At 57.6% G+C, this 26,634-nt stretch carries 23 protein-coding genes and 1 tRNA gene; 7 read left to right on the plus strand and 17 right to left on the minus strand.

Features of this window, described 5'->3' with window-relative positions; genetic code table 11:
• The first annotated feature begins 13 nt into the window (after positions 1 to 13).
• The 3 genes from pyk (at position 14) to G5332_RS16755 (ending at position 5,067) form a co-directional block, all read left to right on the plus strand.
• Positions 14 to 1,453 (plus strand): pyruvate kinase, encoded by a 1,440-nt coding sequence (gene pyk, locus G5332_RS16745; RefSeq protein ID WP_216978295.1) that lies wholly within the window; start codon positions 14 to 16, stop codon positions 1,451 to 1,453.
• Between the two features lie 213 nt (positions 1,454 to 1,666).
• Complete coding sequence (befA, locus tag G5332_RS16750) at positions 1,667 to 2,443, plus strand: beta cell expansion factor BefA (RefSeq protein ID WP_323912847.1); 777 nt, start codon at positions 1,667 to 1,669, stop codon at positions 2,441 to 2,443.
• A gap of 224 nt (positions 2,444 to 2,667) precedes the next feature.
• Positions 2,668 to 5,067, plus strand: a complete 2,400-nt coding sequence (locus G5332_RS16755) for a YgiQ family radical SAM protein (RefSeq protein ID WP_421311398.1) — start codon at positions 2,668 to 2,670, stop codon at positions 5,065 to 5,067.
• A gap of 139 nt (positions 5,068 to 5,206) precedes the next feature.
• On the opposite strand, the gene G5332_RS16760 is transcribed toward G5332_RS16755, so the two are convergent.
• Positions 5,207 to 5,986: a hypothetical protein gene (locus tag G5332_RS16760; protein ID WP_421311399.1), complete on the minus strand. Its 780-nt coding sequence runs from the start codon at positions 5,984 to 5,986 to the stop codon at positions 5,207 to 5,209.
• Between the two features lie 373 nt (positions 5,987 to 6,359).
• The gene (locus G5332_RS16765) at positions 6,360 to 7,859 is read right to left on the minus strand and encodes a histidine-type phosphatase (RefSeq protein ID WP_421311401.1); all 1,500 of its coding nucleotides are present in this window, start codon (positions 7,857 to 7,859) and stop codon (positions 6,360 to 6,362) included.
• 257 nt (positions 7,860 to 8,116) lie between these two features.
• Here G5332_RS16765 and G5332_RS16770 point away from each other — a divergent pair, with 257 nt between their 5' ends.
• From G5332_RS16770 to G5332_RS16780, 3 genes are all read left to right on the plus strand, one after another.
• Entirely contained in the window at positions 8,117 to 9,067 is a 951-nt protein-coding gene (locus G5332_RS16770) for a transposase (protein ID WP_421311402.1), read from the plus strand.
• Between the two features lie 272 nt (positions 9,068 to 9,339).
• Positions 9,340 to 9,471 (plus strand): hypothetical protein, encoded by a 132-nt coding sequence (locus G5332_RS16775; RefSeq protein WP_272865866.1) that lies wholly within the window; start codon positions 9,340 to 9,342, stop codon positions 9,469 to 9,471.
• A 128-nt stretch (positions 9,472 to 9,599) separates the two neighbouring features.
• Entirely contained in the window at positions 9,600 to 10,514 is a 915-nt protein-coding gene (locus G5332_RS16780; protein ID WP_421311405.1) for a Gfo/Idh/MocA family protein, read from the plus strand.
• Positions 10,515 to 10,625: 111 nt separating this feature from the next.
• Here the strand turns inward: G5332_RS16780 and G5332_RS16785 are convergent, their stop codons facing one another.
• From G5332_RS16785 to G5332_RS16795, 3 genes are all read right to left on the minus strand, one after another.
• Complete coding sequence (locus G5332_RS16785) at positions 10,626 to 10,976, minus strand: TusE/DsrC/DsvC family sulfur relay protein (RefSeq protein WP_421311406.1); 351 nt, start codon at positions 10,974 to 10,976, stop codon at positions 10,626 to 10,628.
• A 24-nt stretch (positions 10,977 to 11,000) separates the two neighbouring features.
• Positions 11,001 to 13,154 carry a YccS family putative transporter gene (yccS, locus tag G5332_RS16790; protein ID WP_421311408.1) on the minus strand — a complete coding sequence of 718 codons (2,154 nt, stop codon included), beginning with the start codon at positions 13,152 to 13,154 and terminating at the stop codon, positions 11,001 to 11,003.
• 164 nt (positions 13,155 to 13,318) lie between these two features.
• Positions 13,319 to 13,975, minus strand: coding sequence for a Bax inhibitor-1/YccA family protein (locus G5332_RS16795; RefSeq protein WP_005338308.1), 657 nt, complete (start codon positions 13,973 to 13,975; stop codon positions 13,319 to 13,321).
• A 208-nt stretch (positions 13,976 to 14,183) separates the two neighbouring features.
• Between G5332_RS16795 and G5332_RS16800 the strand changes: the two genes are divergently transcribed.
• Positions 14,184 to 14,271 (plus strand) — tRNA-Ser (locus tag G5332_RS16800).
• Positions 14,272 to 14,353: 82 nt separating this feature from the next.
• On the opposite strand, the gene chbG is transcribed toward G5332_RS16800, so the two are convergent.
• From chbG to G5332_RS16860, 12 genes are all read right to left on the minus strand, one after another.
• Positions 14,354 to 15,118, minus strand: coding sequence for a chitin disaccharide deacetylase (gene chbG / locus G5332_RS16805; RefSeq protein WP_227342216.1), 765 nt, complete (start codon positions 15,116 to 15,118; stop codon positions 14,354 to 14,356).
• Between the two features lie 53 nt (positions 15,119 to 15,171).
• The gene (locus tag G5332_RS16810) at positions 15,172 to 16,518 is read right to left on the minus strand and encodes a 6-phospho-beta-glucosidase (protein WP_213386798.1); all 1,347 of its coding nucleotides are present in this window, start codon (positions 16,516 to 16,518) and stop codon (positions 15,172 to 15,174) included.
• A gap of 145 nt (positions 16,519 to 16,663) precedes the next feature.
• On the minus strand, positions 16,664 to 17,491 hold the full coding sequence (gene chbR, locus G5332_RS16815) for a transcriptional regulator ChbR (RefSeq protein WP_069554568.1): 828 nt from the start codon (positions 17,489 to 17,491) through the stop codon (positions 16,664 to 16,666).
• Positions 17,492 to 17,545: 54 nt separating this feature from the next.
• Positions 17,546 to 17,899, minus strand: coding sequence for a PTS N,N'-diacetylchitobiose transporter subunit IIA (gene chbA / locus G5332_RS16820; RefSeq protein WP_421171701.1), 354 nt, complete (start codon positions 17,897 to 17,899; stop codon positions 17,546 to 17,548).
• A 36-nt stretch (positions 17,900 to 17,935) separates the two neighbouring features.
• On the minus strand, positions 17,936 to 19,318 hold the full coding sequence (locus tag G5332_RS16825; RefSeq protein ID WP_421311411.1) for a glycoside hydrolase family 1 protein: 1,383 nt from the start codon (positions 19,316 to 19,318) through the stop codon (positions 17,936 to 17,938).
• 68 nt (positions 19,319 to 19,386) lie between these two features.
• Complete coding sequence (gene chbC, locus G5332_RS16830; RefSeq protein WP_421311412.1) at positions 19,387 to 20,748, minus strand: PTS N,N'-diacetylchitobiose transporter subunit IIC; 1,362 nt, start codon at positions 20,746 to 20,748, stop codon at positions 19,387 to 19,389.
• Between the two features lie 14 nt (positions 20,749 to 20,762).
• Positions 20,763 to 21,080, minus strand: coding sequence for a PTS sugar transporter subunit IIB (locus tag G5332_RS16835; protein ID WP_033135185.1), 318 nt, complete (start codon positions 21,078 to 21,080; stop codon positions 20,763 to 20,765).
• A 565-nt stretch (positions 21,081 to 21,645) separates the two neighbouring features.
• Entirely contained in the window at positions 21,646 to 21,993 is a 348-nt protein-coding gene (locus G5332_RS16840; RefSeq protein WP_227342223.1) for a PTS lactose/cellobiose transporter subunit IIA, read from the minus strand.
• Between the two features lie 9 nt (positions 21,994 to 22,002).
• Positions 22,003 to 22,305 carry a PTS sugar transporter subunit IIB gene (locus G5332_RS16845; RefSeq protein ID WP_421171707.1) on the minus strand — a complete coding sequence of 101 codons (303 nt, stop codon included), beginning with the start codon at positions 22,303 to 22,305 and terminating at the stop codon, positions 22,003 to 22,005.
• Between the two features lie 16 nt (positions 22,306 to 22,321).
• Positions 22,322 to 23,797, minus strand: coding sequence for a leucyl aminopeptidase family protein (locus tag G5332_RS16850; protein ID WP_421311414.1), 1,476 nt, complete (start codon positions 23,795 to 23,797; stop codon positions 22,322 to 22,324).
• The gene (locus G5332_RS16855) at positions 23,790 to 24,767 is read right to left on the minus strand and encodes a N(4)-(beta-N-acetylglucosaminyl)-L-asparaginase (protein ID WP_421171711.1); all 978 of its coding nucleotides are present in this window, start codon (positions 24,765 to 24,767) and stop codon (positions 23,790 to 23,792) included. Before G5332_RS16855 ends, G5332_RS16850 begins: the two co-directional genes overlap by 8 nt.
• Positions 24,760 to 26,094: a PTS sugar transporter subunit IIC gene (locus G5332_RS16860; RefSeq protein WP_421171712.1), complete on the minus strand. Its 1,335-nt coding sequence runs from the start codon at positions 26,092 to 26,094 to the stop codon at positions 24,760 to 24,762. The genes G5332_RS16855 and G5332_RS16860 overlap by 8 nt, the downstream gene beginning before the upstream one ends.
• Between the last annotated feature and the right edge of the window lie 540 nt (positions 26,095 to 26,634).

The raw sequence follows: 26,634 nt of genomic DNA on the forward strand, positions 1-26,634 counted from the left end.
ATTGGAGTCTTTCATGCCTAGACGTACAAAGATTGTAACCACACTTGGTCCGGCCACCGACCGCGAAGGGATCCTCGAAGGGATTATCCGCGCTGGCGCCGACATGGTGCGGATGAACTTCTCTCACGGCACTCCTGAAGATCATATCCAGCGCGCCAATCAGGTGCGTGACATTGCTGCCAAGCTCGGCCGCCACGTTGCCATCATGGGTGACCTGCAAGGCCCGAAAATCCGTGTATCCACCTTCAAGGATGGCAAGATCTATCTCGCCATCGGTGACAAGTTCGTGCTGGATGCAGCCCTGGGCAAGGGTGAAGGCTGTCAGGAGCAGGTTGGTATCGACTACAAGAGCCTGCCAAATGATGTGGTGCCGGGTGACATCCTGCTGCTGGACGATGGCCGTGTACAACTGAAAGTCGAGAGCGTGGAAGGCACCCGCATCCATACCACTGTGACCGTGGCGGGCCCTCTCTCCAACAACAAGGGCATCAACAAGAAAGGGGGCGGTCTCTCCGCGCCAGCCCTGACCGAGAAAGACAAGGAAGATATCAAGACAGCCGCGCTGATGAACGTGGATTATCTGGCCGTCTCCTTCCCGCGTTGCGGTGATGATCTGCGTTACGCCCGCGAACTGGCTCGCGAAGCTGGCTCCAATGCCAAGATCGTGGCCAAGGTCGAGCGCGCCGAGACCGTCGCCACCGATGAGGCGATGGAAGATATCATCCTCGGTTCCGATGCCGTGATGGTTGCCCGTGGCGATCTGGGCGTCGAGATCGGTGACCCCGAGCTGGTTGGCGTGCAGAAGAAGCTGATCCGTCACTCCCGTCGTCTCAACCGTGTGGTGATCACCGCTACCCAGATGATGGAATCGATGATCAACGCGCCGCTGCCGACTCGTGCCGAAGTGATGGACGTCGCCAACGCCGTGCTGGATGGTACCGATGCGGTGATGCTCTCTGCCGAAACCGCTGCCGGTCAGTTCCCCATCGAGACGGTCACCTCCATGGCGAGCGTCTGTGTCGGTGCCGAAAAGCACCCGAGCCTGAACGTCTCCAACCACCGCATGAGCTACACCTTCACCTCGGTGGAAGAGGCGGTTGCCATGTCCACCATGTACGCAGCCAACCACCTGGAAGGGGTCAAGGCGATCGTGGCGCTGACCGAATCGGGCACTACTCCGCTGCTGATGTCCCGTATCAGCTCCGGTCTGCCGATCTTCGCCATGTCCCCCCACAACAAGACCCTGGCCTGGGCCAACCTCTACCGTGGTGTGACCCCGGTGCTGTTCGACGGTGACGAGACCAAACCGGTCTACGAAGTGTGCCGCGACGCGCTGGCCGTGCTCAAGGAGAAGGGGCTGCTGCAAAGCGGGGACATGGTACTGCTGACCCACGGTGACAAGATGGAAACCGTCGGCAGTACCAACACCTGCAAGGTGATGATGGTCGAATAAGCCCGTCCGGTTTCACAGTGTTCAACAAGGCTGCTCCTCTCTGATGAGCAGCCTTTTTATTAACGGTTGTCGCGCTTTGGCGGGATAAACAGGACTCAATGATTGCTTAACCGGATTCCCCTTCCGATAATGCGGGAGTGATTTTCACCGGGTAGCCCGTTGTAGGGGATCGCACCGGGTAACCCAGACACTCGACAATACGGGAGTGAAAAAATGAACAAGCGTAACTGGTTGCTGGCCCTGTCACTGACGTTGGTGGTGTCACCCAGCCATGCCGACTGGGAGAAACTGAAGGCTGCCGCCGCCGATCTCGGCACCGCCGTGAGTGAGACTAGCAAGGAGGTATGGCAGGATGTCAGCGACTTCTCCAAAAAGAGCTGGGCCTCCATCTCTGCCTGGGGTGAAGAGGCGTTCAATACCGCCGGGGTCTGGACCGACAAGAGCATCGCCACTGGCAAGGAGTGGCTGAAGGTAGCCGACAAGAAGCTCGACGAGATGCTGGAGCCCAAAACCCCGCAGGAGGCGCGGGTGGCGCTCAACACCATGGCCGACACGGCACTGGTGCGCCTGTTCAATGAACAGCCTTCAGCCAAGTTGCTGTTTGACAAGGCGTATGGCTACGCAGTATTCGATTCGCGCAAGTTCTCCCTGATGCTGCATACCAATCAGGGCGCCGGGGTGGCCATCAATCGCAAGAGTGGCAAACACACCTATATGAAGATGTTTGGCGCGGGGCTGGCGGCCGGTATCGGTGGCAAGTTCTATCAGCAGGTGATCCTGTTTGAAGACAAAGCCAGATTCGATGCCTTCGTGACCCAGGGTTGGGAGGCCACTTCCGAAGTGGGCGTGGTAGCTGGCAAGGAGAGCGCCGAGCTTACCGCCAAATACAACGGCGGCATGGCCATCTACCAGATCGGCGAGAAGGGATTGCTGTTCGATGCCAACATCTCCGGCTCCAAATACTGGATCGACAAGGATTTGAGTCAGTAACCATTCAGGCGGTGAGCCCCCCGCATTGGCCCGGCTCACCGTGCGGCAGTTGCAGTCAAAGATCGCCCGCACTCATCCTGCGGGCGTGCTTGTTTGTGGTGGCGTGACGGTGGTGTTGGATGGCAAAGCGCCTTTTCCCGTGCGAATGCTGGGGACAAAAAGCCATCGCTCCCCTTGGCCGCAACCGGTATAATGCGCGACCCGAATTGTTCCAGGTGGTTAAAATGCAGCCGGTTACCAACCTTTTCTCCTATCCCCGCTATTGGGCCGAGTGCTACGGCACGGCGCCCTTCCTGCCCATGTCCCGCAAAGAGATGGACAAGCTGGGTTGGGACAGCTGCGACGTCATTCTGGTGACGGGGGATGCCTACGTGGATCACCCGAGCTTCGGCATGGCGGTCATCGGCCGCATGCTGGAAGCGCAGGGCTTTCGGGTCGGCATCATCGCCCAGCCGGACTGGTCATCGAAGGATGACTTTATGCGTCTGGGCAAACCGAACCTCTTCTTCGGGGTGACCGCGGGCAACATGGACTCCATGATCAACCGCTACACCTCCGACAAGAAGCTGCGCCACGACGACGCCTACACTCCGGGGGATGTGGGGGGCAAGCGGCCGGATCGCGCCACTCTGGTCTATACCCAGCGCTGCAAGGAGGCCTTCAAGGAGGTGCCCGTCGTTATCGGCGGCATCGAGGCATCCCTGCGCCGCATCGCCCACTACGACTACTGGTCCGAGACCATCCGCCGCTCCATCCTGCTCGATGCCAAGGCCGATATCCTGATTTACGGCAACGCCGAGCGGCCGCTGGTGGAGGTGGCTCACCGCATCGCGGCGGGGGAGACCATCGACACCATGCAGGATATTCGCGGCACCGCCGTCATCCGCAAGGAGCCGCTGCCGGGCTGGAAAGGGGTGGATTCGAGCAAGCTCGACCAGATTGGCCGCATCGATCCCATCATGAACCCCTATATGGAAGGGGCCCCATGCTCGGATGACGCCACCGACGCGGCACCTGCCGCGCAGGAAGCCCAGCCTGTGCTGGTGCAGCCGCCCAAGCCCAAGCCGTGGGAAAAAACCTATGTGAAGCTGCCGGCGTTCGAGCGGGTGAAAGAGGACAAGGTGCTCTACGCCCACGCCTCGCGCATTCTGCACCACGAGACCAACCCCGGCTGTGCCCGCGCCCTGTCACAGGCTCACGGCGATCGCATCGTCTGGGTCAACCCGCCCGCCTTCCCGCTGGAAACCGAGGAGATGGACGGCGTCTTCGGCCTGCCCTACCAGCGGGTGCCGCACCCGGCCTATGGCAATGAGAAGATCCCGGCGTTTGAGATGATCAAGACCTCGGTCAACATCATGCGCGGCTGCTTTGGCGGCTGTTCCTTCTGCTCCATCACCGAGCACGAAGGGCGCATCATCCAGAGCCGCTCGGAAGAGTCGATCCTCAAGGAAATCGAAGATATCCGCGACAAGGTGCCGGGCTTTACCGGCGTCATCTCGGATCTCGGCGGCCCCACCGCCAACATGTACAAGCTGCGCTGCAAGAGCCCCAAAGCCGAGCAGACCTGCCGTCGCGCCTCCTGTGTCTGGCCCACCATTTGCCCGCATATGGACACCGATCACAGCCCGACCATCAACCTCTATCGCAAGGCGCGCGACCTCAAGGGGATCAAGAAGATCCTGATCGCCTCCGGCGTGCGTTACGACATCGCGGTCGAAGATCCCCGCTATATCAAGGAGCTGGCCAAGTACCACGTCGGCGGCTACCTCAAGATCGCGCCGGAGCACACCGAGGAGGGGCCGCTCTCCAAGATGATGAAGCCGGGCATGGGCAGCTACTACCAGTTCAAGGAGCTGTTCGACAAATACTCCAAAGAGGCGGGCAAGCAGCAGTACCTGATCCCCTACTTTATCTCTGCCCACCCGGGCACTACCGATGAAGACATGATCAATCTGGCGCTCTGGGTCAAAGAGAACCGCTTCAAGCTCGATCAGGTGCAGAACTTCTATCCGTCGCCGCTCGCCAACGCCACCACCATGTATTACACGGAGAAAAACCCGTTAAACAAGGTGAGCCGCACCGGTGGCGATGTGTTTGTCGCCAAGGGCGAGCGCCGTCGCCGCCTGCACAAGGCGCTGCTGCGCTACCACGACCCCGCTGGCTGGCCGATGATCCGCGAAGCATTGCTCGCCATGGGCAAGGGCCACCTGATTGGCAGTGGCCCCGGCTGTCTGGTGCCTGCGGAAGGGCGCAACGAGCGCGCCGCCACTGGCAAGGGCATGAAACCGGCCCTGACTCGCCACAGTAACATTGCCCATCAGCGCGGCAATGGGGCGGGCAACAAGGCCGCCCGCAGCGAGGCTGGAGCAGGCAATGCCCCGTCAACCAGCAGAAATGGCGGCAAGGTGGGCAATGGCAAACCGGTCGGTTCTCAGCTCCAGAAAGGCTCGGGCAACGGCAAGCCCGCCGCGCAGGGTACTGGTCAGGGTAAACCTGTCGGAAAACCCGCCCATAAGGGTAAAACCCCGACCCGCGCTGGCTCTGCCAAGCCGGGCGCCAAACCCGCGGCTCAGGGCGGCAAGCCTGCGGCCAAAGGAAATGGTGCCAAGCGACCGGCTCGGTAATATTCCCTGATTGGAAAGCGATATAAATTATAAAGGCGACCGGATGGTCGCCTTTATATATAGTTTAATTAAACCGCAAAATAGAATATATCGATTAGGTTTCGCTTAGGTAGTAATTAAAGTTGGCGATAATTTAAAATTATTTCTTTGCTTTTTTAATCCACCTGTTATTATACTCATCAATATCCTCTATCATCGTTTTAATATTGTTCTTGTTATTTGCATTTGACCACTCATCTAATACAATCATATTGTTTCTAAGGTTAAGCCTCTTAATGCTTTGAACCTCATCTAATAGTTTTAATTGGTCACTCTTTAAATTTTGAATGACATTCATTAATTCTGAATATTGAATCTCATGCAAAATAGAAGATTTATCCTCTTCACTTAAATCTGAGCTGCTTAATTGTGCCGGAGAGGTTAGCTCCATTAGCCTAATCAATGAATTTATTTCTGTTTTATCTTCACGTTTTGAATAAGTATCTCTTAGGGTATCAGCCAATTTCATTACGGCTGATTTTACATCACGATACTTCATTTCTTTACTATAAGTCACGTATCGTAGGCTTGATACATCGAATGGAGCTGTAGTTGCCTCATCAATCATGAGGACTGTCGGTTTATCGAAAGCTTGACGAACACCTAACTCATAAAACACATTTGGATTTTTTGCACTCATATCACAAATTGCAATGTCCGAGTCAATTACTTTTCGCAATATATCAAGTTGTATAAGATTTGTGTTTATCGTTTCATCAGCTCTAATCGTTTCCATGCCAGCCAGTTCAATGGCGGGTTTGATAATGTCTTCGTACACAAGGCTGAAATGTCCTTGTTCATATCCCATCTGATCAGAAATTGGCATAATCACAAAGCAACTAGCTTTTTTAGCTTGGGTTTGTTCACTTTCTTCGGCCATATCTATGTGCTCATATATAGGTAGATGACTAGATCTGGGACTTCAACCTTTCTGTTGACCATCCTTTTGTATAAGACGTATTGCCCTATCGCCCGTGGATTACAGCTTCCAATATGCTCCCCTGATCCGCGTTGGCAGCAACCCATCTCAGATCAATATGTTCTGGCTGGCTATGGTAAGCCAAATGAAACTGTCTGGGCGAGCCTTAAATTGGCTTAACTATCAGAAATTAATCGTTTTTTGAGCTTGCTCAGCAAATGGAGCCGGAAGGCGGCTTTATAGCCATATCCCGCTTTGGCAAGCAGGGAAGGGGTGTGAATTGGGGCGACCTGCTGGTCGCCCCTTATGATTGCCATATCCGGCGTGTTTGGGGTTAGCCGTTATAGCCGTAGCAGCGTTTGAGCTCCTCGAAGTCGTAGTAGTGGCTGCCGCTTTGGTAGGGCTGGCAGCCGGTTTTAAAGGCGATCTCCTTTTCGTTGTAGAGCATCTTGACCAGCACCTGCCGCTGCCCGTTCTGGTAGATATCCCACTGAATATTGGCGGTATAGGGGGAGACCCAGCCGCCGCGCCACTCGTTGTTCTGCTGGCTGAACAGCTGATCCGGGCTGGCCCCCTGACGGCTCCCTTCCAGCTTCATCAGGGCGGCAAGGGGGATAATGGCTTCGGCGTGGGCAAAGCGCAGGGTGGCCCGTCGGCTCTGCTCACCCTCCACCACCTGACGCTGCACCTCGCCAAACAGGCCGTCGAGCAGCGGCTGGGCAATGGCGTAGGGGGCGCTCTGGTTGGCAAAGCTCGGCCCCTTCTCGTAGAAATCTTCCGCATCAGAGAGGTAGGAGAACCAGGCAGACTCCTCCGGGGTGAGGAACTGCTCCAGCGCCCAGGGTTCGCTGCCCTGTGCCTGTGCTTCGCGGATCATGCCGGGGCCGATGATAAAGAGGTTGTAGAGCATCAGGGCGGCATCCACCTCGTCGCGCACATAGGTCATGCCGCCATCCTCCGGGTTGACGGCGACAAACTCGACGCCGCCCGCCAGATAGTCGACAAAGCCCTTGCTGTAGATACGCTCCAGCATGCTGCGGGCCATCTCTTTGGTCTTGCTCAGGTTTTTCAGTTGATCCAGCGCCCTGGCCAGCTCGGGGGCCGGGGCGATCCCGGCATCTTCGTCACCGATAAAGCGCTGATAACTCTCATAGGCGGGCAGGTAGCGGGCGTAATCCCCCTCGGGCGTGGTCTTGTGGAAGTAGAGCTCGAATTTGTTGACCAGCTTTTTGTCGATCTTCGAGGGGTCATCCTGCGTGAGGTAGCACTGCGCCGAGTCGCTGACATAGCTCACGTCGCGCTTGAGGCTCTCCATAAAGTAGAAGGCGCTTTCGTTGGCCCTGTCTTTGCCCGAGGTGACCACCTTGATGCAGTGGGGCTCGCTGCTGTTGAGCAGGGTAGGCAGCCGCGCCGCCAGCCGGGTGGCGAGATTGGCGTGCTCCTCCTTGCCCAGCGCCGAGAGCAGGCCATAACCCAGTTTCTGGTTGGCGGCCGTCACCAGATCGACCTTGCCTCCCAGCCCCTGCCCGAGGGTGGTGAGCGCCCCCTGACGCTGTGCCTCTTCCCATACCAGCTTGGTCAGCACGTCATATTTCGGGCTGGAGAGGGAGCGCGAGCCGTGGCGCGCCACCATTTCGGTAAAGACCGGGCTGAACCCCTGAGGCGCTGGCTCGTAGCTCTCCGCCTGCTGCTGCGGGCTGTAGACCGCTTTGGTGCTGTACTGATAGGCCGTTTTGCCCTGGCTGTCGGCAGACGATTCGTTCTCTGACTGGCAGCCGCCAAGCAAGACCAGCGAGACGGCCAAAGCCACATAAGAAGAGCGCGGGAAAGTCATGATGTTCCTTATCTATCCATATGAAAAATAAGTTAAAAACTCTATGGTTTGAAAATGACCGCGGGATGTCAGCCAGATGACAGGCTGATGACTTCTGATAAAGCAGTAAGCAAGGGGAGGGGCAGAGGATGGCTATAGGGATGGCAATAGAGGCTCAACCAACCACTGCGCCGGTCACATTTTTTCGGGACACCCACCTTTTTGACAGTGGCGTAGGGCTGTTCTTGACTCAAGAGGTCACCGTTGAGGGATGTGCCATGACCATTGCCCGTTCACGTCAAATCAGCTTGCAGGATACGCCTTACTACCATGTGGTCAGCCGCTGTGTGCGGCGAGCCTTTCTGTGTGGTGACGATGCCCATTCTGGCCAGAGTTACGAGCATCGGCGTCAGTGGGTGGTCGACAAGTTGGGGCAACTATCGCGGCTGTTTGCAATCGGCATTTGTGCTTATGCGGTGATGAGCAATCACTATCATCTGGTGCTCAAGGTGGAGCCCGATACCGCAGCCAACTGGAGTGAGCGGGAGGTGGCTGAGCGCTGGGCGACGCTTTTCCAGTGGCCGCATTTGGTCAGGCGCTGGTATCAGGGGGAGACGTTGATCGAGCCTGAACTGGCTGTCGTGCAGCAATTGCTGGCCCAATGGCGGGAGCGGCTTCACTCCATAAGTTGGTTTATTCGGCTACTCAATGAAAATCTGGCCCGTCAGGCCAATCAGGAAGATGGTTGCAAGGGCCATTTCTGGGAGGGGCGCTTCAAGAGTCAGGCTTTGCTCACCGAATCCGCCTTGTTGGCCTGTATGGCGTATGTTGACCTCAATCCGATACGAGCTGCGTTGACCGATCGGCCAGAGCAGAGTGAATACACCAGTATCAAACAGCGCCTTGACGCGACTGCTACTACTGAGGTTTTGCCACCACTTTTGCTGCCGTTTGCCCGCCAGGGTAAGCCTGAAGAGCTGCCTTATGCCTTCAGCGACTACCTGATGCTGGTTGATTGGACTGGTCGTGCTATTCGGCCCGACAAGCGGGGTCATATTCCGGCCCAATTTGGACCCATTCTGGAACGATTGGGACTCGATGCTGTTCGCTGGTTGAAGCAGGTGACGCTGTTCAGGCGACAAGGGATCAGAGTGGTGGGAGACAGAGATCAATGTCAGCAGTTTGCCCGCCACTGTGGCCAGCGACGATGCCATCAACCAAGGCTGTGATAGATTTGCATCCACCCTGCTGATAGCTCCGGGTATTGCACATAGTCCAATAAATGGCTGTGCAGGGGCTGTTGCTTTCTAAACCTGGCAATCTCTCCCACCAGCCAACTTTTGCAGGCATCAGTTCGGATACCTCCCCTTATTGGGCCTGCAAGTAGCCTAGTAGTGGCTTGCTCCAAAGATGGGTGTCCCAATTTCTCCCGTTCCAAAAGGTGGGTGTCCCAATTTGATTCCTTCCGTCGGCCATCGCCGCCCTCGGCGATTTTCGCAACGTGGAACTGACCGGAACGCCGCAGCAGTTCGAGGTGGTGGTTGGCAGACATCGCAAAAGCCAGGGCAATCTCGCCATCGAGTGGCTGGCCGAGGTGATCAAGTCGGTCTGCGATCTTGCCATGCCCAAATAACGTCGCCGTTTGCACAGGGCTGCGTACGCCAGCCAGTTTGCTAACGGCAGGCTGGATCTGCGGGACAAATCCTGCGATGGTGCGGGCAGTTATCCGCTTGTCCCGTTATCGAGTGAAAAGGAGTTGAGATGCGCATTGCCATGATTGGTCTGGGGGATATCGCCCAAAAAGCCTATCTGCCGCTGCTGGCGAGTGACGAGCGGGTCACCCCGCTGCTCTGTACCCGCAATCCGGCGGTGCTGGAGAAGCTGGCCCGCCAGTATCGGGTCGCCGAGTGCTTTACCGATGTGGCGGCCATGCTGGCCAGTCGCCCCGACGCCGTGATGATCCACGCCGCTACCGCCGTTCACCGCGAGCTGGCCGAGCAGTGCCTGCGGGCAGGGATCCCTACCTTTGTCGATAAGCCCCTGTGCGACAATCTGGCCGAGGCCGAGGGACTGGCCAACCTCGCCATCGCGCAAGATTGCACCCTTTTTACCGGCTTTAACCGCCGCTATCTGCCCGCCATGGCCGAGGCGCGCGCCCAGCCGCTTACCGAGCTCAACTGGCAAAAGCACCGCTTCGCCCTGCCGGGCAAGGCGCGGGATTTTATGTTCGACGACTTTATCCATGTCCTCGACAGCCTCTGCTTCTATGGCGGCGTGCCGGGCGGCGACTTTCATGCGGTATTGCGACCGGATACGAAGGACAACAGCTTGCTGGCCGGGGTGAGCGTCAGCTGGCAGAGCGGCGATCGCGCCATCAGCGGCAGCATGAACCGCAGCGCCGGGATCACCGAGGAGCGCATCGATGCCTACGGCGACAACCTCTCCCTGCACCTTGAGAACTGCACTCGCGGCATCATCGCCCGCGACAAACAGGCGCAGATGCTTAGCCCCAACGACTGGCAGCCGGTGCTGGCCCAGCGCGGCTTTGCCGCCATGCTGGCGCACTGGTATCAGCAGATTGAAATCGGCAAAGCTGATAGTGAGCTGATTACCTCCTACCTGCACGGTCACCGGCTGGCGGAGCAGTTGGTGGCGCTGGCTGACAAGCGGGGATAAGGCTGGCTGGAAGCCTGAGATATATGAATATGAGGTGCGCGAAGATAGCGCACCAAACACAACGGGGGCCGCAGTTGCGGCCCCCGTTGTTATGGGATGAGATGCATGGGATCAGATGCACTTCACCGGTTTGGGCAGGCCGCCAATCTTGGTCGCCTGTTTGGCGGGGCCTTCCGGGAACAGCTTGTAGAGGTAGCGGCTGTTGCCCTTCTCGGGGCCGTACTGCTTCTCCATCGCCTTGACCAGCGCGCGGATGGCGGGGGAGGTGTTGAACTCCAGATAGAAGGCGCGCACAAAGCGCACCACTTCCCAGTGCGGCTCCTCAAGCGTGAGCCCCTCCTGCGCGGCCAGCACCAGCGCCAGCTCCTCGCTCCAGTCGTTGCTGTTGAGCAGGTAGCCCTTGGCATCGGTCTCGATGAGTTGGCCGTTGAATTCCAGCTGATGTTTTTCGGACGCAGACATGGGGGCTCCTCGCTAATGGGGCTATCAGAATTGGGCGGGCATGGTAGCGCCTTGATCCCCGGTGAGCAACCGACTCTCGTTGGCCAAATGCAGCAGCTGATCCGCCAGCTCGCTGATCAGGTTGAGCTGCTGGGTCAGCATCAGCTGCTCCTCGCTGCTGTCCGGACTTATCACCGGGCACTGACCTCCGATGGAGCTGGAGGGGTTGCCCGCCAGATGACCGGCGGCCTGCTCCAGGGTGTGGCAGATGTGGTGGCGTACTTCATCCAGCCCGCTGATGGCCTCCAGCTTGTCACGATGGGCCCCCAGCGCCGAGATGTAGGAGAGCAGGGCGTGGTTGCGCCAGGTGAGGGTAAAGCAGAGATCGAGGAAGCGGCGGCGCTTTTGCGGCTCCACCAGCATGCTCTGCCAGGCGGTAGCCAGCTCGCTGTCCGCCAGATGGGCGCTCTTGCGCGCCACCCGATAGTCGATGGACTCGTCCCGTTGCTGCTTGAGGCTCGCCAGCACCGCCGAGAGGTAGCGGGCGTTTGCAGACAGCGAATTGGCGATCAGGGTCGGCAGCCGCTTGTACTGCCAGTCCGGCCAGAGCCAGGCCACCAGCCCGTAGGAGATCAGGCAGCCGAGCAGGGTATCGAGCAGCCGCGGCCCGAGGATCGCAAAGCCGATGCCATCGAGCAGGTTGAACGCCATCAGCACGTAGAGGGTGATAAAGCAGACTGCGGCGCTGTAGTTGTTGCGCACCTGGGTAAAGAAGAGGAAAGCGGCCAGCCCCATCACCACCAGCTGGACGTGCAGCTCGGGAAACAGCCAGAGCACCGGAATGCCCACCAGTATGCCGGCGAAGGTGCCGAGCATCCGCTGCACCAGTCGGCGGCGGGTGGCGCTGTAGCTGGGCTGGCAGACAAACAGCACGGTCAGCAAAATCCAGTAGCCCTTATCCATATCAAAGGTTTGCAGTATGCCGTAGCCGATCACCAGCCCCAAGGATAGGCGCAGCGCATGGCGAAACACCATTGAGTGCAAGGTGAGGTGCTGCTTGAGCTGGGTCAGCAGCGGCAGGCGGGGCGGCTTGGCCAGCGCGGGCAGCTCCTGCTCCGGCTGCTCGGGGTTTTGCAGCACTTCGGCGCTGCCGAGCAGCTGGTTGATGCTGGCCAGATTGCGGCGCAGGAACTTCATCGGCGTCAGCAGGGTTTTCGGGTAGTGCTGCTTGAGATTGGTGAACTCCAGCTGATCGCCGAGGGCCTCCAGCGTCCAGTGGATGCGCTTGTTATGGGCGTAGGGCTTGTGCACCAAAATGGCGTAACCGAGCCGCTGGCACGCCTCGGAGAGTTGCAGGAACACCTCCTGAAACCCTTCCAGTACGATGCCCTGTTTGAGCTCGGCTTCCAGCCGGCTGTAAGGGTAGTGGCTGGAGGTGGCGCGCTCGTGGATTTCCAGCGCCAGCAGGTAGAGGCGCAGCAGGCTGGCCAGCTCGGGGCTCGCCGGATGGCGGCGGCTCAGGCGGGCGTTGAGGGCCGACTTGGTGAGGGTCAGCGCGCTCACCAGATTGATGTTGAGCTGGGCCAGATTGTGGCGAATGGCCTGGGCGCCGTGCTCGTCCGCCGGGAAGAAGCGGGACTTTTCCAGCAGGTAGCGGCCAAGGGCGAAGTAGCTCTGGGCCAGTTGCTCGTGCAGGGTCTTGTAGGGCAGCAGCCAGAGCCAGATAAACGAGACCAGCCCGTACCAGAGGGCGCCGGCGCCGAGTGCCAGCGGCTGGTAGAAGAGATCCGGCGCCTTGGCGGCCCCCAGCATGGTGTAGATGGCGATCAGCAGCGAGCCAAAGCTGATGGTGGCGTAGCGGGCACCGAGGGCCCCCACCATCACAAAGATAAAGGTGGAGCTGGCCAGCCCGATGGCAAACAGCCAGGGGGTGGGGTAGAGATACTGCACACAGAGGGACGCGAACATGAAGCAGATGAGCGTCATGGCGAGGTTTTTGAGCCGTCCCCACAGGCTGTCGTCGGTTTCGGCGATGGCGCCGGCCACTACCCCGAGGGAGAGCAGCACGGTGAGCTGGATATTGCCGGTGGCCAGGGTGAAGGCGAGCAGACCGAGAATGGCCAGCAGCACCTTGAGGGCGAAGTAGATGTGACTATCGGTCAGCAGTCGGCGCAGCAGGCCAGAGAGATCCATCGGCATGAAACAGGAACAACCCTTGAACGAAACGAGGGCAGGATGTTACCCCGCCAAGCGAGAAGCGGCCCTGATTTGGATCAGGGCCGCTTCGCATCATATCCTTGATTTGCAACTTATCCTGACAGAAACAGGAGCCAATAAAAACCCCGCCGAAGCGGGGTTTTTGATTAGTTGCGGTTGCCGCCAAGCAGGCTCAGCAGGCTCAGGAAAATGTTGTAGATGGAGACATACAGGGTGACGGTGGCGGAGATGTAGTTGGTCTCGCCGCCGCGCACGATCTGCTGGGTGGTCAGCAGGATGGCCCCGGAGGAGAAGAGCATGAACATGGCGGAAAGAGCCAGGCTCAGGGCGCTCATCTGCAGGAAGATGTTGGCAATCATGGCCACCAGCAGTACCCAGAAACCGACGAACAGCATGCCGCCGATGAAAGAGAGGTCACGCTTGGTAGTCAGGGCATAGGCCGACAGACCGAAGAAGGTGAGCGCGGTGCCGCCAAGGGCGGTCATCACGATCTCGCCACCACCATTGTTCATGTACATGTTGATGATGGGGCCCAGGCTATAGCCCAGCAGACCGGTCAGGGCGAAGGTGAAGACCAGCCCCATGCCGTTGTTGCGATTCTTCTCGGTCAGGAACATCAGACCGTAGACGCCGATCAGGAACACGGCCCAGTGCAGCGGCGGCATGTTCATCACGGTAGCGACCCCCGCCACCACGGCAGAGAAGCCCAGAGTGAGGGAGAGCAGCATATAGGTGTTACGCAGCACCTTGTTGGTATCGCGTACGGCACTTTGGGTGCCAGTGTAGATAGAACGGGTATCCATCTTGGGTGTCCTCTTGATGTCCGGGTGAGACGGCGAGCAGCCGCCTCGTGATCGCTGTTTGTTACTGCATGTTTACGCATTGTATGTAGAACAAATAGGGATGACGAGGAACAATTTCAAGCCACCTGCCATTTTGCTCCCGCACACTATCCCACAGGAAATATGTATTGCATATGAACAAGGGCTTAGCGTAGTATGCACGCCGTTCGGAGGGGTGGCAGAGCGGCTGAATGCACCGGTCTTGAAAACCGGCGATGGGCGACCATCCGTGGGTTCAAATCCCACCTCCTCCGCCATATTCAAAGAGAAAGCCCAAGCGGTCACCCGCTTGGGCTTTTTGCATCTGCGGTTTTTACCGGTCCACCTGATGGCCTGCGGCTATTGCCACTCCCGATAGCTGGCGAGGCGGTAACCGCGCTCGGCGATAAGGGCGGGCAGGGACGGGTCGGTCAGGATCGCCAGTTCGTTGAGGCGGGGCTGGCAGTAGGAGCTGCCCTGCATTTCAAGATCGACAAAGGAAGGGTGGCACATGATCTCGAGCGAATGGGCCCCCAGTTCACTGGCCTCATCGAGCAGTTGCAGCAGGCTGGCTTGGGTCAGCTGCGCGCCGTAGAAGCGGTCGTCGAACCGATCGCAGCTCTGCGGGTGGGTGACGGTCAGGCCGTGGCGGGCTATTTCGCCCCGGTCGATGCGAAGGGGCAGGCCATGCGCCTTGGCGAAAGCCTCCACCAGCGGGTAGAGTGTCGGCAACATATGAACATGGTGGTGGCTGTCGATATGGGTCGGCTGCTTGCCGAAAATCGCGACAAAGCGCTGATACTGACTCGCCAGCTCACCGGATATCTCGGCCAGATCCAGCTCTCCCGCCTCGCTCTTGTGCCAGATCCCCTTGTTGAGCTCGCCCTGCTCGTTCACCAGCGAGGTGAGCGGCGTGAGCGGCTTCCCCCAGCTGAGCATAAAGTGCAGCCCGACTGGCAATTCGGGGAAGCGTTCGGCCAGCCAGGCGGCGTGTGCGATAGCGGGGGAGGTGACGATGGCGCTGGTGGAGCTGACGACCCCGTGCTCGAACGCCTCTACGATGCCGTAGTTCTGGGCGCGGCAGAGGCCGAAATCGTCGGCGTTGATGATCAATCTCTTGCTCATGGCAGTCCTCTTGCGGTTAAGCGCCCCGCCGGTTCGGGCGGGGCGTGCTGGCCTCAGGCGAGGGCGTCGATGGCGGCGGCGAAGTTTGGCAGGTGTTCGCGGTGGGCCAGCAACAGCTCGCGGGCGACGATGCGGGCATCGTTGTCGGAGTGGATCAGCGGGTTGAGGTTCATCGCCAGCAGCAGGTCATCGAAGTCGCCACTGATGGCAGCCTTGGCGGCGGCTATCTCGAAGCTCTTGATGAGGTGCACCAGCCCGTTCACTTTGTCGTCAAAGCGGGTGAGGCGCGGGTGGGGGATGGCACCGTCACGCCCGATAAGGCAGCTCATCTCCACCGTCCAGTCAGCCGGGATATTGGTGACATGGCCCTGATGGGGCACGATGACGTAGTGCTCGCTCTGCTTGTCGTTGTAGATGGCGCTGATCACTTCGCAGGCTGCATCGGAGTAGTAGGCGCCGCCACGCAGCTCCAGCTCCTTGGGCTTTTCGCACAGCTCGGGGTTCTGGTAGAGCTCGAACAGTTTCTTCTCGACCTGCTGTACCACCTGAGCTCGGGCACCGCCCTTGTAGAACTCACCCATCTCGATCCCCAGCATCTCTTTCTCCTTAAAGTAGTAACGCAGGTAGGAGCAGGGAAGCAGGCGCAGGCCGCGGATAAAACCGGGATCGAACGGCAGGTCGAAGATGTTCTTGACCGAGCTGGCGCGGGTCAGGCTGCCATCGGCGACCCCTTCCAGCAGCTCGTCAAAGCGTGATTCGCCGTTGACCAGCACATCGCCGATAAAGACCAGATGGTTGAGGCCGAACAAATCCATGGAGAGGTGATCATGCTCGGTCAGCTGGAGGGCATCGCGTACAAACATCTGCATGCCGACCGGAATATTGCACACCCCGATAAAACGGCGGAAGTTGGTATGACGGCGCACTGCTTCGGTCACCATGCCGGCCGGATTGGTGAAGTTAATCAGCCAGGCATCCGGGCAAAGCTCTTCGACGTCGCGGATGATGTCGAAGATGACCGGTATGGTTCGCAGCCCCTTGAACAGGCCGCCTGCGCCGTTGGTCTCCTGCCCCAGCATGCCGTGACTGAGCGGGATGCGCTCATCCTTCTCCCGCGCCTGCAGCTGGCCGACGCGAAGCTGGGTGGTGACGAAGTTGGCACCCACTAGTGCCTCGCGGCGATCCAGGGTTTTGTGCAGGGTCATGGGGATGCCTGCCTGGCGGATCATCCGTTGGCAGAGGTCGAAGATGATGTTCAGTTTCTCTTCGCCAGCGGGAATATCTACCAGCCACAGCTCGCTGATGGGCAGCTCGGCATAGCGCTTGATGAAACCATCGACCAGCTCGGGGGTGTAGCTGCTGCCGCCGCCAATGGTCACTACCTTGATCTTCTCGCTCATAAATCCCTCTTCATCGATCTTTCTAGGTTTGATGGTGGCCGCTCTGTCTTCATGGTGAGAGGGGCCGCAGCCGCCTGTGGCAGGGGCTGGTCACAATGGATTGGTTCTCTTGAACCGGGTTGTTTAGGTCAGCAACTCGCTGGTCTCAGGCTGAACTTTCGAATTTCGGATAGAGATATTTGCGGTAACTGCCCGGGGTAAACGAGGTGAGCTTCTTGAAGTTTTTGATAAAGAGGCTGACGTCGTTGTAGCCGGTCTCGAAGGCGATATCGGCCACCGAGTTGTTGGTCACCTCCAACTGCATCTTGGCGTAGTTGATCCGGATCTCATTGATGATCTGCATCGGCGTCTTGTTGTAGTAACGCCGGGTGGCCCTGGTCAGATACTCCTGGCTCTTGCCACAGAGGGAGACCATGTTGGCCAGCGCATCCTCGGCAAAGAGGGGGCGATCGTGCATCCGCTCCACGGTTTCGTGGAGCCAGAGCGGAAGATCATCGCTGGCGGAGGTGTCCTTGTAGTGACGCAGCCGGTTCATCACCGCGTAGGTCACCACTTCGAGAAATTCGGTCAGCGCCTCTTCCCTAAACCCCGGCGAGACCAGCACCGACTCGATGTAGCTGAGGAACTCGCTCTTGAGCGGATAGGCCTGTGAGGCGACGAAGTGTTCCGGCAACAGGTATTTGAAGTGCTCGTCAAAATAGGTACGGGTGATCCCGACGTTAAAGATGCGGGTGGTGCCGAATTCGTAGAAGCTCTGATGGCGGGAGCCGAGCGGGATAAACACCACGTCCCCCCGCTCCAGCAGCACCCGCTTGCCGTTGACCTCCTGATAGTAACGACCGGTCAGTACCAGGGTGAACTCGTAGTAGTCATGCTGGTGCAAACCGGTTCCGCTCACCTGTTTGTTGTAGATGAACATGTGGAACGGTTTGTTGTTAAACAGTTCGGTTTCCCGGATTGTTTTAACGCTCATGAGTCGCTTCCTGATCTGCGGGCCGATGACGGGGCCTCTCGCCCCGTCCGGAGGTTATTGGTTATGCAGCTTTTCGTGCAGCTCGATCAGCTCGCTGATCAGCTCACGGGCCAGCATGGAGGTCATCAGGTGATCCTGGGCATGGACCAGCACCAGGGTGACCGGGATCTTGCCTTCCCCCTGATCGTCCTCGATCAGCTGGGTCTGCACCAGATGGGCGGCATTGAGCGCCTCGCGGGATTGTGCCATCAGCTGGTGAGCGGCAGCCAAGTCCCCCTCCTTGGCCTTTTTCAGCGCGGTATAGGCGAGACTGCGGGCCTGCCCGGAGTTGATGATAAGCCCCATTACCACCTCTTCCAGATCGTTGCTGGTGGTGGCCTCTTCAGTGATGTTGTCCAGATCGAACATGTGTCGTTCCTTGCGTAAATGCGTTAATTGAAACCGTTAATTAAAACCATGGTTGCGCGCTACCTCGGCAAACCAGTAGCCGCTTTTCTTGATGGTGCGCTGCTGGCTCTTGAGATCGAGGCGGACGAAGCCGTAACGGTTCTTGTAGGCGTTGAGCCACGACCAGTTGTCGATAAAGGTCCACAGGTGATAGCCGCGACAGGCGCTGCCCTCTTCCAGTGCGCGATGCAGCCACTGGAGGTGCTCGCGAATGAACTGGATGCGGTAGTCATCCTCCACCCGTCCCTCGGGACCGATAAAGCGCTCTTCCCCTTCGACCCCCATGCCGTTTTCCGAGATGTAGCAGGGCAGGTTGCCGTAGTTGACTCGCAGGTCGGTGAGGATGTCGTAGATCCCTTTTTCGTAAATCTCCCAGCCGCGGTGGGGGTTCATCTTGCGGCCCGGCATCTCGTAGTAGTCGAACAGATCTTCCGGCGTGCGCGGTACACCCTGCCACGCCACCTCTTTGGCCTTGACCCGGCGCGGCTGGTAATAGTTGATGCCGAGGATATCCACCTTGCCGGCGGCGAGCAGCGCCTTGTCACCCTCTTCGATCTGCGGCAGCAAGTCGTACTGCTCTAGCAGCGCGACCAGCTCGGGGGCGTAGCTCCCCTTCAGGGCAGGATCGAGGAAGCTTTTGTTGAGCAGCAGATCCGCGATGCGGGAGGCGGCGAGATCTGCCGGATCCTGCGAGTGGGGATAGGTCGGGCTCAGGTTGAGGATGATGCCGATCTCGCCATCATGCTGGCAGGCGCGATAGGCCTGCACGGCACCGGCATGGGCCAGCGCGGTGTGGTAGGCGACGGTGGCCGCCCTACCAAAATCGACCACACAGGGGTAGTGGTAGTGGCCAAGGTAGCCGCACTCGACCGGCACAATCGGCTCGTTGAAGGTGAACCAGTGCTTGATGCGACCGCCAAACAGGTCGAAGCAGCGGGTGGCGTAGCGCACATAGGCGGCCACCACTTCCCGGCTCTCCCAGCCGCCACGCTCCTGCATGCACATCGGCATGTCGAAGTGGTAGAGGTTGATAAGCGGGGTGATCCCCTCGGCCAGCAGCCGGTCAAAGACGGCGTTGTAGAAGCTGACCGCCTCCTGGTTGATTTCGCCCACCCCGTCCGGGATCAGCCGTGACCAAGAGATGGAGGTGCGAAAACTGTTGTGCCCCAGCTGCTTGAGCAGCTTGATGTCGCTCTCGAAGTTGTCATAGAAGGTGGAAGTGTCGGTTGGGCCGACCCCGTTGTGGAAACGCTGCGGTTCGATGGAGAACCAGTAGTCAAAGATATTGGCGGATTTGCCGCCGCGGTTGGCGGCGCCTTCCATCTGCGGGGCCGAGCTGGCGCTGCCCCACCAGAAGTTATCCGGAAAACGATACTGCATGGGTTACTTCTCCAGGCTGTTAGGGGAGGAGTTTTGCTCCTCCCTTGCTGTCATTGGAATGGCTGTTATCAGAACTTCAGAGCCAGAGCGATATCCTCTTCGCTCTCCTCTTCTTCATCGATGACGTTCTGCGCTTTGTTGGCAATCAGCACGAAGGGGATATACATCATGGTCGCGACACCCAGGTTGAATATCGCCAGACAGAAGGCGGCCACGCTGCCGTTGGTGTTGAAGAAGGCACCCAGGCCGGTCGGCATGGTCCATGGCGCTATGTTGGTGATGGGCGGGATGATCCCGGCGTAGTAGGCCGCCATGGTGATCCCCATCAGTACCGGGTGCACCAGGATGAAGGGCACCAGCAGGATGGGGTTCATGATGACCGGCAAGCCGAACAGGATGGGCTCGTTGATCTGGAACAAACCGGAGGGCAGACCCAGCTTGGCCACCTGACGGTAGTCATCGCGGCGTGAGACCATAAAGATGGCCAGGATGAGGCCCAGTGTGGCACCGGTACCGCCGAGGAAGACGAAGGAGTCGGTGATCGGCTTGGCCCAGAAGTGGAACTGCTTGCCTGCCTCCAGCGCCGCTTCGACCGAACCGTACTGGTTGTAGAGGGCGACGTTTTCCAGGGCAAAGGGGAACAGAATGCCGGATTCCAGCGCGGTGAGCGCCAGCATGCCGTGTACCCCGAAGAACCAGAGGAAGGAGGAGAACACCACATAGACCCAGCCGACCAGACCGCTCATATTGGACAGCGGCTTGGCGATGCTGTCCATGATCAGCTGGTGGAAGTTGGTGCCCGCATCGCTCAGCAGATAGGAGATGATCCCCATGATGGAGAGGATGATAAAGCCCGGAATGAGCGCGGAGAACGAGCGGGAGACCGAGGCCGGCACGCTGTCAGGCAGGGTGATCACCCAGTTGCGACGGACGATAAAGGCGAACATCTCGGCCACGACGATACCGATCAGCATGCCGGAGATGATGTTGGCTCCGCCCAGCCAGTTGGCGCCCACCGCATAGGCGTCGCCCACGCTGAACGGCGTGACGGTCATAAAGGCCGCTACCGAGAGCAGGCCCGATGCCAGGGGATCGCTCTTGCGCTCTTCGGCCAGCGCCAGACCGATAAAGAAGGGGGCCATCAGGGACATGATCCCCAGAGTGCCGTTATAGACGTTGCCACCGATGCTTTTGAGGCCGTCTAGGGTGGCGATGGTGGCAGGATCGAGCCGCACACCGATGGAGTAGAAGAAGGAGCCTTCGCCAAAGCTCAGGAACACGTTGTTGATCAGTACGAACATGGCCCCGACCAGTGTCAGGGGCATCAGCTTGATAAAGCCGTTCTTGATGGCGTTGACATGAGGCTGTTTGCCCAGCTTGACGGCAATGGGCAGTATGACCTTCTCCAACGATGCGATGATGTTGCTCACAGGGATCTCCTTACCTATGCGAGGCTCTTCTTGATGGAGGCTACTGCCGCCTTCAGTACGCCGAGGCCATCGACCTTGCCGTAGAGCAGGGTGTCGATCACCTCGACCGGCTTGCCCGGCAGTTGCTGCTGGATCTCCGGCAGCATGTAGGCGATTTGCGGGCCCAGCAGCACCAGATCGGCATCCTGTCCCTTCTCGCCAGCCAGGGTCTCCGGATAGGCATCGATCAGCACCGGCACATCATATTTTTCCGCCTGCGCCTTCATCTTTGAAACCAGCAGTGAAGTGGACATCCCGGCAGAGCAAAACAGGTAAATACGCTTCTTTTCCATAACCTTTCCCTCAACGCTTGAAAACCAGATGAACAGATCGGTCGAGATGCGTGTCTGTCGTGCTAGCAAGACAAATCAATCATCTCCTATTGACATGATTGTAATGAATTACTGGATTTACCTGGTATTTCAATACTTATATTAATAGTGTCTAATTGACATTTGGTGTTGCCACTGTTCACACTTTTGATGGCGGATATCAGAATAAGAACACGTAAAACAGTCGGTGCAGGGGATGTGATAGATTTATAAATTGTTTTATTTCAATTAATTATAATTTCTTGTGAGGTGTGTGAGCCTCTTTTTTTTAAAAAAAGAAATAATTGGTGAAATGTCACAATTTTTAAGTAATGCAACGTGGTTGATGTTTCTGTTTTTTGGGTCAGGAGGTTGGCCTTGCTATTGAAGTGTGTGCAAATTGACTAATCTGTTTGGCTTCGCTTTTGTGCCTAACAGAGATTGGCGACCTCGTTGTGATGTATCGACGGCGCAAGATGGTTGACAATGAGAAGAGGGAGGTATCACACCTCCCTCTTTTAGCTTTATGCCTGACAATAGCAATGCCTTAGCAGACCATGGCTGTTGACTGATCACAGTTTGTTGTCACTGGGGGTAAACGACGATGAATCGCAATCATCTCCTGGGTCAGATCCATCAGCAGGACTGCGTTCATCACATGGTCCTGGGCATGAACCATCACGATCTGGACGGGCAGTTTTCCCTCCCCAGCATCGGCTTCAATCAGCTTCGTTTGCACTGCATGAGCGGCGTGGAGCGCCCCCCGCGCCTGCTCGACCAACTGCTCTGCTTGTTCAAATTCCCCGTTACGTGAATGCCTCATGGCCTCCATCAACATGCTGCGGCAGCTACCTGCACTCACAATCAGGGTCATGACCTGTTCTTCGAGCTCCATGATCGCTCCTTAGATCAGCGTCAGAGCATGGTCGAGGATCTTTTCCCCATCCAGCATACCGTAGTGCATCATATTGATAGATTCGACTTTTTTGCCATATTGATCGGCTTGTTCCTTGCAGGCTGCCAACTTGTAGCTGATTTGCGGGCCCAGCAGTGCACAGTCAAACGACTGTATGGCCTCTTTGAACTCCTGCATGCCTTTGGCCTGAATGTCGACCTCAAGTTGACGGCGGGCCGCCACATCCTGCATTTTTTTCACTACCAGACTGGTAGACATGCCCATATCACATACCAATAGGATCTTTTTCATTTTTAACTCCTTCTGCTCACCCATTCAGGGCGGGCGCGATTTGCTGGATTAGAAATTCCGTCAACAAAGGGATAGGGCGGCCACTGGCCTGGGTATAGTCACCACGGCGCAAGGCGGTACCACTCACATCCAGATGAGCCCATGGACGGTTGCCACAGAATTTACTCAGAAAATAGCCCGCAGAGACAGCAATAGCTGCGTTATTCGGGGGAGTATTGGTGAAATCTGCTATATAGCTCTTGATTTGCGGTTCAAAACTGTCGTCAAACGGCAATGCCCATAGGCGATCCCGACTCGACTCAGCCGCCCGGGTCAGGGCTGAGCCCAACGCAGGGTCATTACTCATCAAGCCGCTGATGTCATAACCCAGCGCCTTGACGACGGCGCCTGTCAGCGTGGCCACATCGATAATGCAGCGAGGAGAGAGCTGACGATCCGCAAATGCAATCCCGTCCGCCAATACCAGCCGCCCCTCGGCATCGGTGTTGATGATCTCGACGGTGTGACCAGCATAGGTCGTGACGACATCGCCAGGCCGCATGGCGCGATCCGTCGGCATATTTTCAGCCAATACCAGCACGGCATCCAGATTGAGAGGCAGCGTCAGACGTCGCACGGTATCAATCAGTCCGAACACCACGGCAGCACCGCACATATCGTACTTCATGGTGCGCATGCCCTCGCCCTCTTTGAGCCAGAGGCCGCCGCTGTCAAAGGTGACCCCCTTGCCCACTATCGCGTAAGGCTGGGCATCACCGCCCCCCCGATAACGGAGCAAGATCAGGCGGGGAGGGTTCAAGCTCCCCTTGCCAACCGCATGCAATGCCCCCAATCCCAAGGTACGGATCGCCTCCTCATCGAGAATTTCACAGCTGACCTCGTCATGCTGCGCGGCATAGCTCGCCAACTCATCGGCCACACTCACAGGCGTACAATCCTGGCTTGGTCGATCAGCCATGCGCCGGGCAAGTCGCATACCGTAGCTGATGGCACAACACTCCTTCAGCAGCGCCTCGGCCAATGGATGCTGCTCTGGCGCTGCCAGCAGCCGCAGTGCCGGCTCTGCATGGCTGGGGGCGGAGCGATAACCGAGCAGAGGCAGTTGGTAGAACTGGTTTTGCAGCGTGACGATGCAGTGGCGCAACGCAGTCCGTTGCGCCGGTTTTTCCAGCGAAAAGGGGGTGATGTCGAGGGCAACACACCCGGTTCCGTCACCGGGTACTACACGGATCAATGCATCGGTCATCTCGCGCAATCCCGCCGGCTCCAGCAGCGTCTGATGGTCGGCCGCCAGCCAGGTCAGACGCTGGCACAGCCCCGCCAACCCGACATCGAGCGTGGTGCTCTGACGACCGTTCAACTCAACCAATAGTGCCGCGATGGGCTGCAAGACAGATTGCTCCCGATAGCCATGGGCCCCACCCTGCCACAGCAGCAAATGCGTCGTCGCCGGCAAGGGGGTAGACCAGAGCGTTACTGACGCATCAAGCATGATGGGATTCCTCCACGGGGGCACTGATACGGGCGAGATAGGCATTCAACCAAGTCTCATCAGCCTCGTTGTAGAGGGTATGATCGCCTTCACGCCGAGCCAGAAAAACCGTCGGTGCAAGGGCATGGTTGGCCACGACAAAAGAGAAGCTGTCGATATTGGTTGCCGCACCAAACTCGCCTTCGCGATTCATGCAGACGACCGACAGATCCCCGGCACGCCCATAGCGGGCCAGCAGACGGGCTTCCAGCTCATAGACGGCAGACTCGGCTGCCATCTGCGGCGTCATCCCCCGCCCCATACGTTGAACAATCTCGTAACTGATGCACCCCTTCATCAAGTCTTCACCCAGGCCAGTGGCCGTCGCGGCCCCCATGGTGCTGTCGGCATAAAAACCACTACCAGAGACCGGGGAGTCTCCCACCCGTCCTGGCCGCTTCATAAAGAGGCCGCTGGTTGAGGTTGCGACACAGATTTTGCGGCTATGATCCAGGGTGATAACGCCTACTGTGTCGTGGCCGGTATAAGGATTGAGGCCACGGGCCAGGGTTTCGCGGCAGCGCTTGCGATAGTGCTGCAAGGCCCGCTCGGTCAACATTTTCTTTTGCTCGAATCCCTTGTTGATAGCCCACTGTTCAGCGCCGCCCCCCACCATGAAACTGTTGAATCGCTCTTCGCTCAACGCCGCCGCGATCATGACCGGGTTGGCCAGATTACGCACGCCAGCCACGGCCCCCATGGCCAATGAGTCGCCATCCATAAAGGCAGCATCCAGTTCCACTTCGCCATCCTGATTTGGCAGGCCACCGTATCCAACTGACTTGTAGAGGGGATAATCCTCTACCTGTTTGACTGCTTGCAACACAGCAGAGCGAGCATCCCCTTTGTCAGCCAGCTGCCTGGCACTGGCACTCAGACCTTCGTAAGCCATCCGCCAGGTGGCGATAATGCCCCATTGATGATTAACCATTGCTTACCTTCTTGTTTGATTGCGGTGAATGTGACGACTCCCCATGACTTTCGGCCGGGCTCTCTGTCCCCTGATACTGGCGATCCAGAACCTTGAGGAAGGGCAGATAAATCATGGCGCCAATCACCAGATTGAATAACTGGATGAGGGCACCGCTAAGATGGCCTGTAACGATAAAACCACTGATGACAGGGGGCAGCGTCCAGGGGATATAGACCCCGGTTGTCGTAGAGACCAGACCCGATGCCATCGCGATGTACTGGATGGTCACCAGCACCACAGGAACCAGATTGAACGGGATCAGCATGATGGGGTTCATGATGACCGGAAGGCCAAACAGTATGGGTTCGTTGATATTGAAAATGGAGGAGCCAGCGGCCAATCGGGTCATTTTCTTGATGTGCTGGCTACGGGCAAAAATCAGCATCGCCAAGACCAGCGACAAGGTCGCGCCGGAACCCCCCATCCAGATCATGTCGTAAAACTGCTCTGTGACAACGTGCGGGGGCAGCAAGCCGGCATGAGTAGCAGCCAGGTTTTCGGCCTGATTGTCCATCCAGAATGGACGCAGGATCCCGTTAATCATGGAACCGGAGTTAATCCCGACCGACCAGAGTGAGCTGATGCTGAGCACCGTCAAAATGGCGCCAAAATAGGAGGTGCCAAAATGGCGTACCGGCATGGCAATCACTGTGTAGATAAATTCATGAATGGTGTGATAAGCGGTGGATGCAAAGAAGACCCGGATAGCCAGCGCCATGGAGAGAATACATAGGGCCGGGATAAGCGCAGCAAATGATTTTTGTACTGCTGGCGGTACCCCCTCCGGCATTTTTATCACGATATTGCGACGCAGGAAGAGGGTGAATATCTCGGTCCAGACAATCGCGCCCAGCATGGCCACAAACAAACCCTTGGAACCGATCCACTCCATGGGGATCACCGCAGCACCCTGCGCATCCACGCTAAATGGCGTCAGGATCAGGAAACAGGAGAGCGACAAGATACCGGCTGAGCTTTTATCGATATCATTGCGTTCCGCCAGACGATAGGCCACCAGATAAGAGACAAACAGCGCCATGGTTGAGAAGATCGCATTAAAGGGCACTTCAATCGTCGCCCCCCACTGCTCACCAAAGATGGATGCCATAAAAGCTTTGTAACTGTCGCTGGGAAACGATGAGATGACCAGCAGGATCGAACCCACGATGATGAACGGCATAAACGAGATATAACCATCCCGAATTGCCCCCAGATGACGCTGTTGAGCGAGGCGCCCTGCCAGCGGCATCAATTTGCTTTCTATCAATCCGACCACGCTCTTCATTTGCGTTCCCCAAGCCACTAAAGAAATGATGCAATCAGTCGATACAAGACGTCATGTTTGACTATGCTATTCCATTTAATTGCATTTTTTAGTGACAGGTATCACGCACCCAACAATCAAGTATCACTTGATTGCGTATTTTTTTTGTGCCGTACCCTCACTCTTCCGGGTTCTCTCCAGCTCCTGTTTTTACCTCTATCTGGCTTGCAGCGGACAATTAACCGCAAGCCCATGCAGCAACGCCACGACGCAACAAGCTTCACCGAGAGTCGGGTTTCGGCAGGCAGCTGAGCCTTTGATATCGATGATGCGTGAGGTGGGGGTAATTTACTCTTTTCAGAATTCGTCAGCGGATAAAGGACGCAAGGCTGGTCTCTAGGTACTCTTTAGCTCATTGCTATCAGATAGCCCGGTCTGAACGGCCGGATAGTCAAAATCTGCTGGTTGGTGAGTTTGATGTCCCTGTAGTGGTCTAATCATCCCGGACACCATTTTAGGTGGTACAGTCGCCACCATGACCTGAGGTGTTCAATGACAAGA

It is taken from the genome of Aeromonas sp. 603757, from assembly GCF_049171255.1.
GTDB lineage: Bacteria > Pseudomonadota > Gammaproteobacteria > Enterobacterales > Aeromonadaceae > Aeromonas > Aeromonas veronii_A.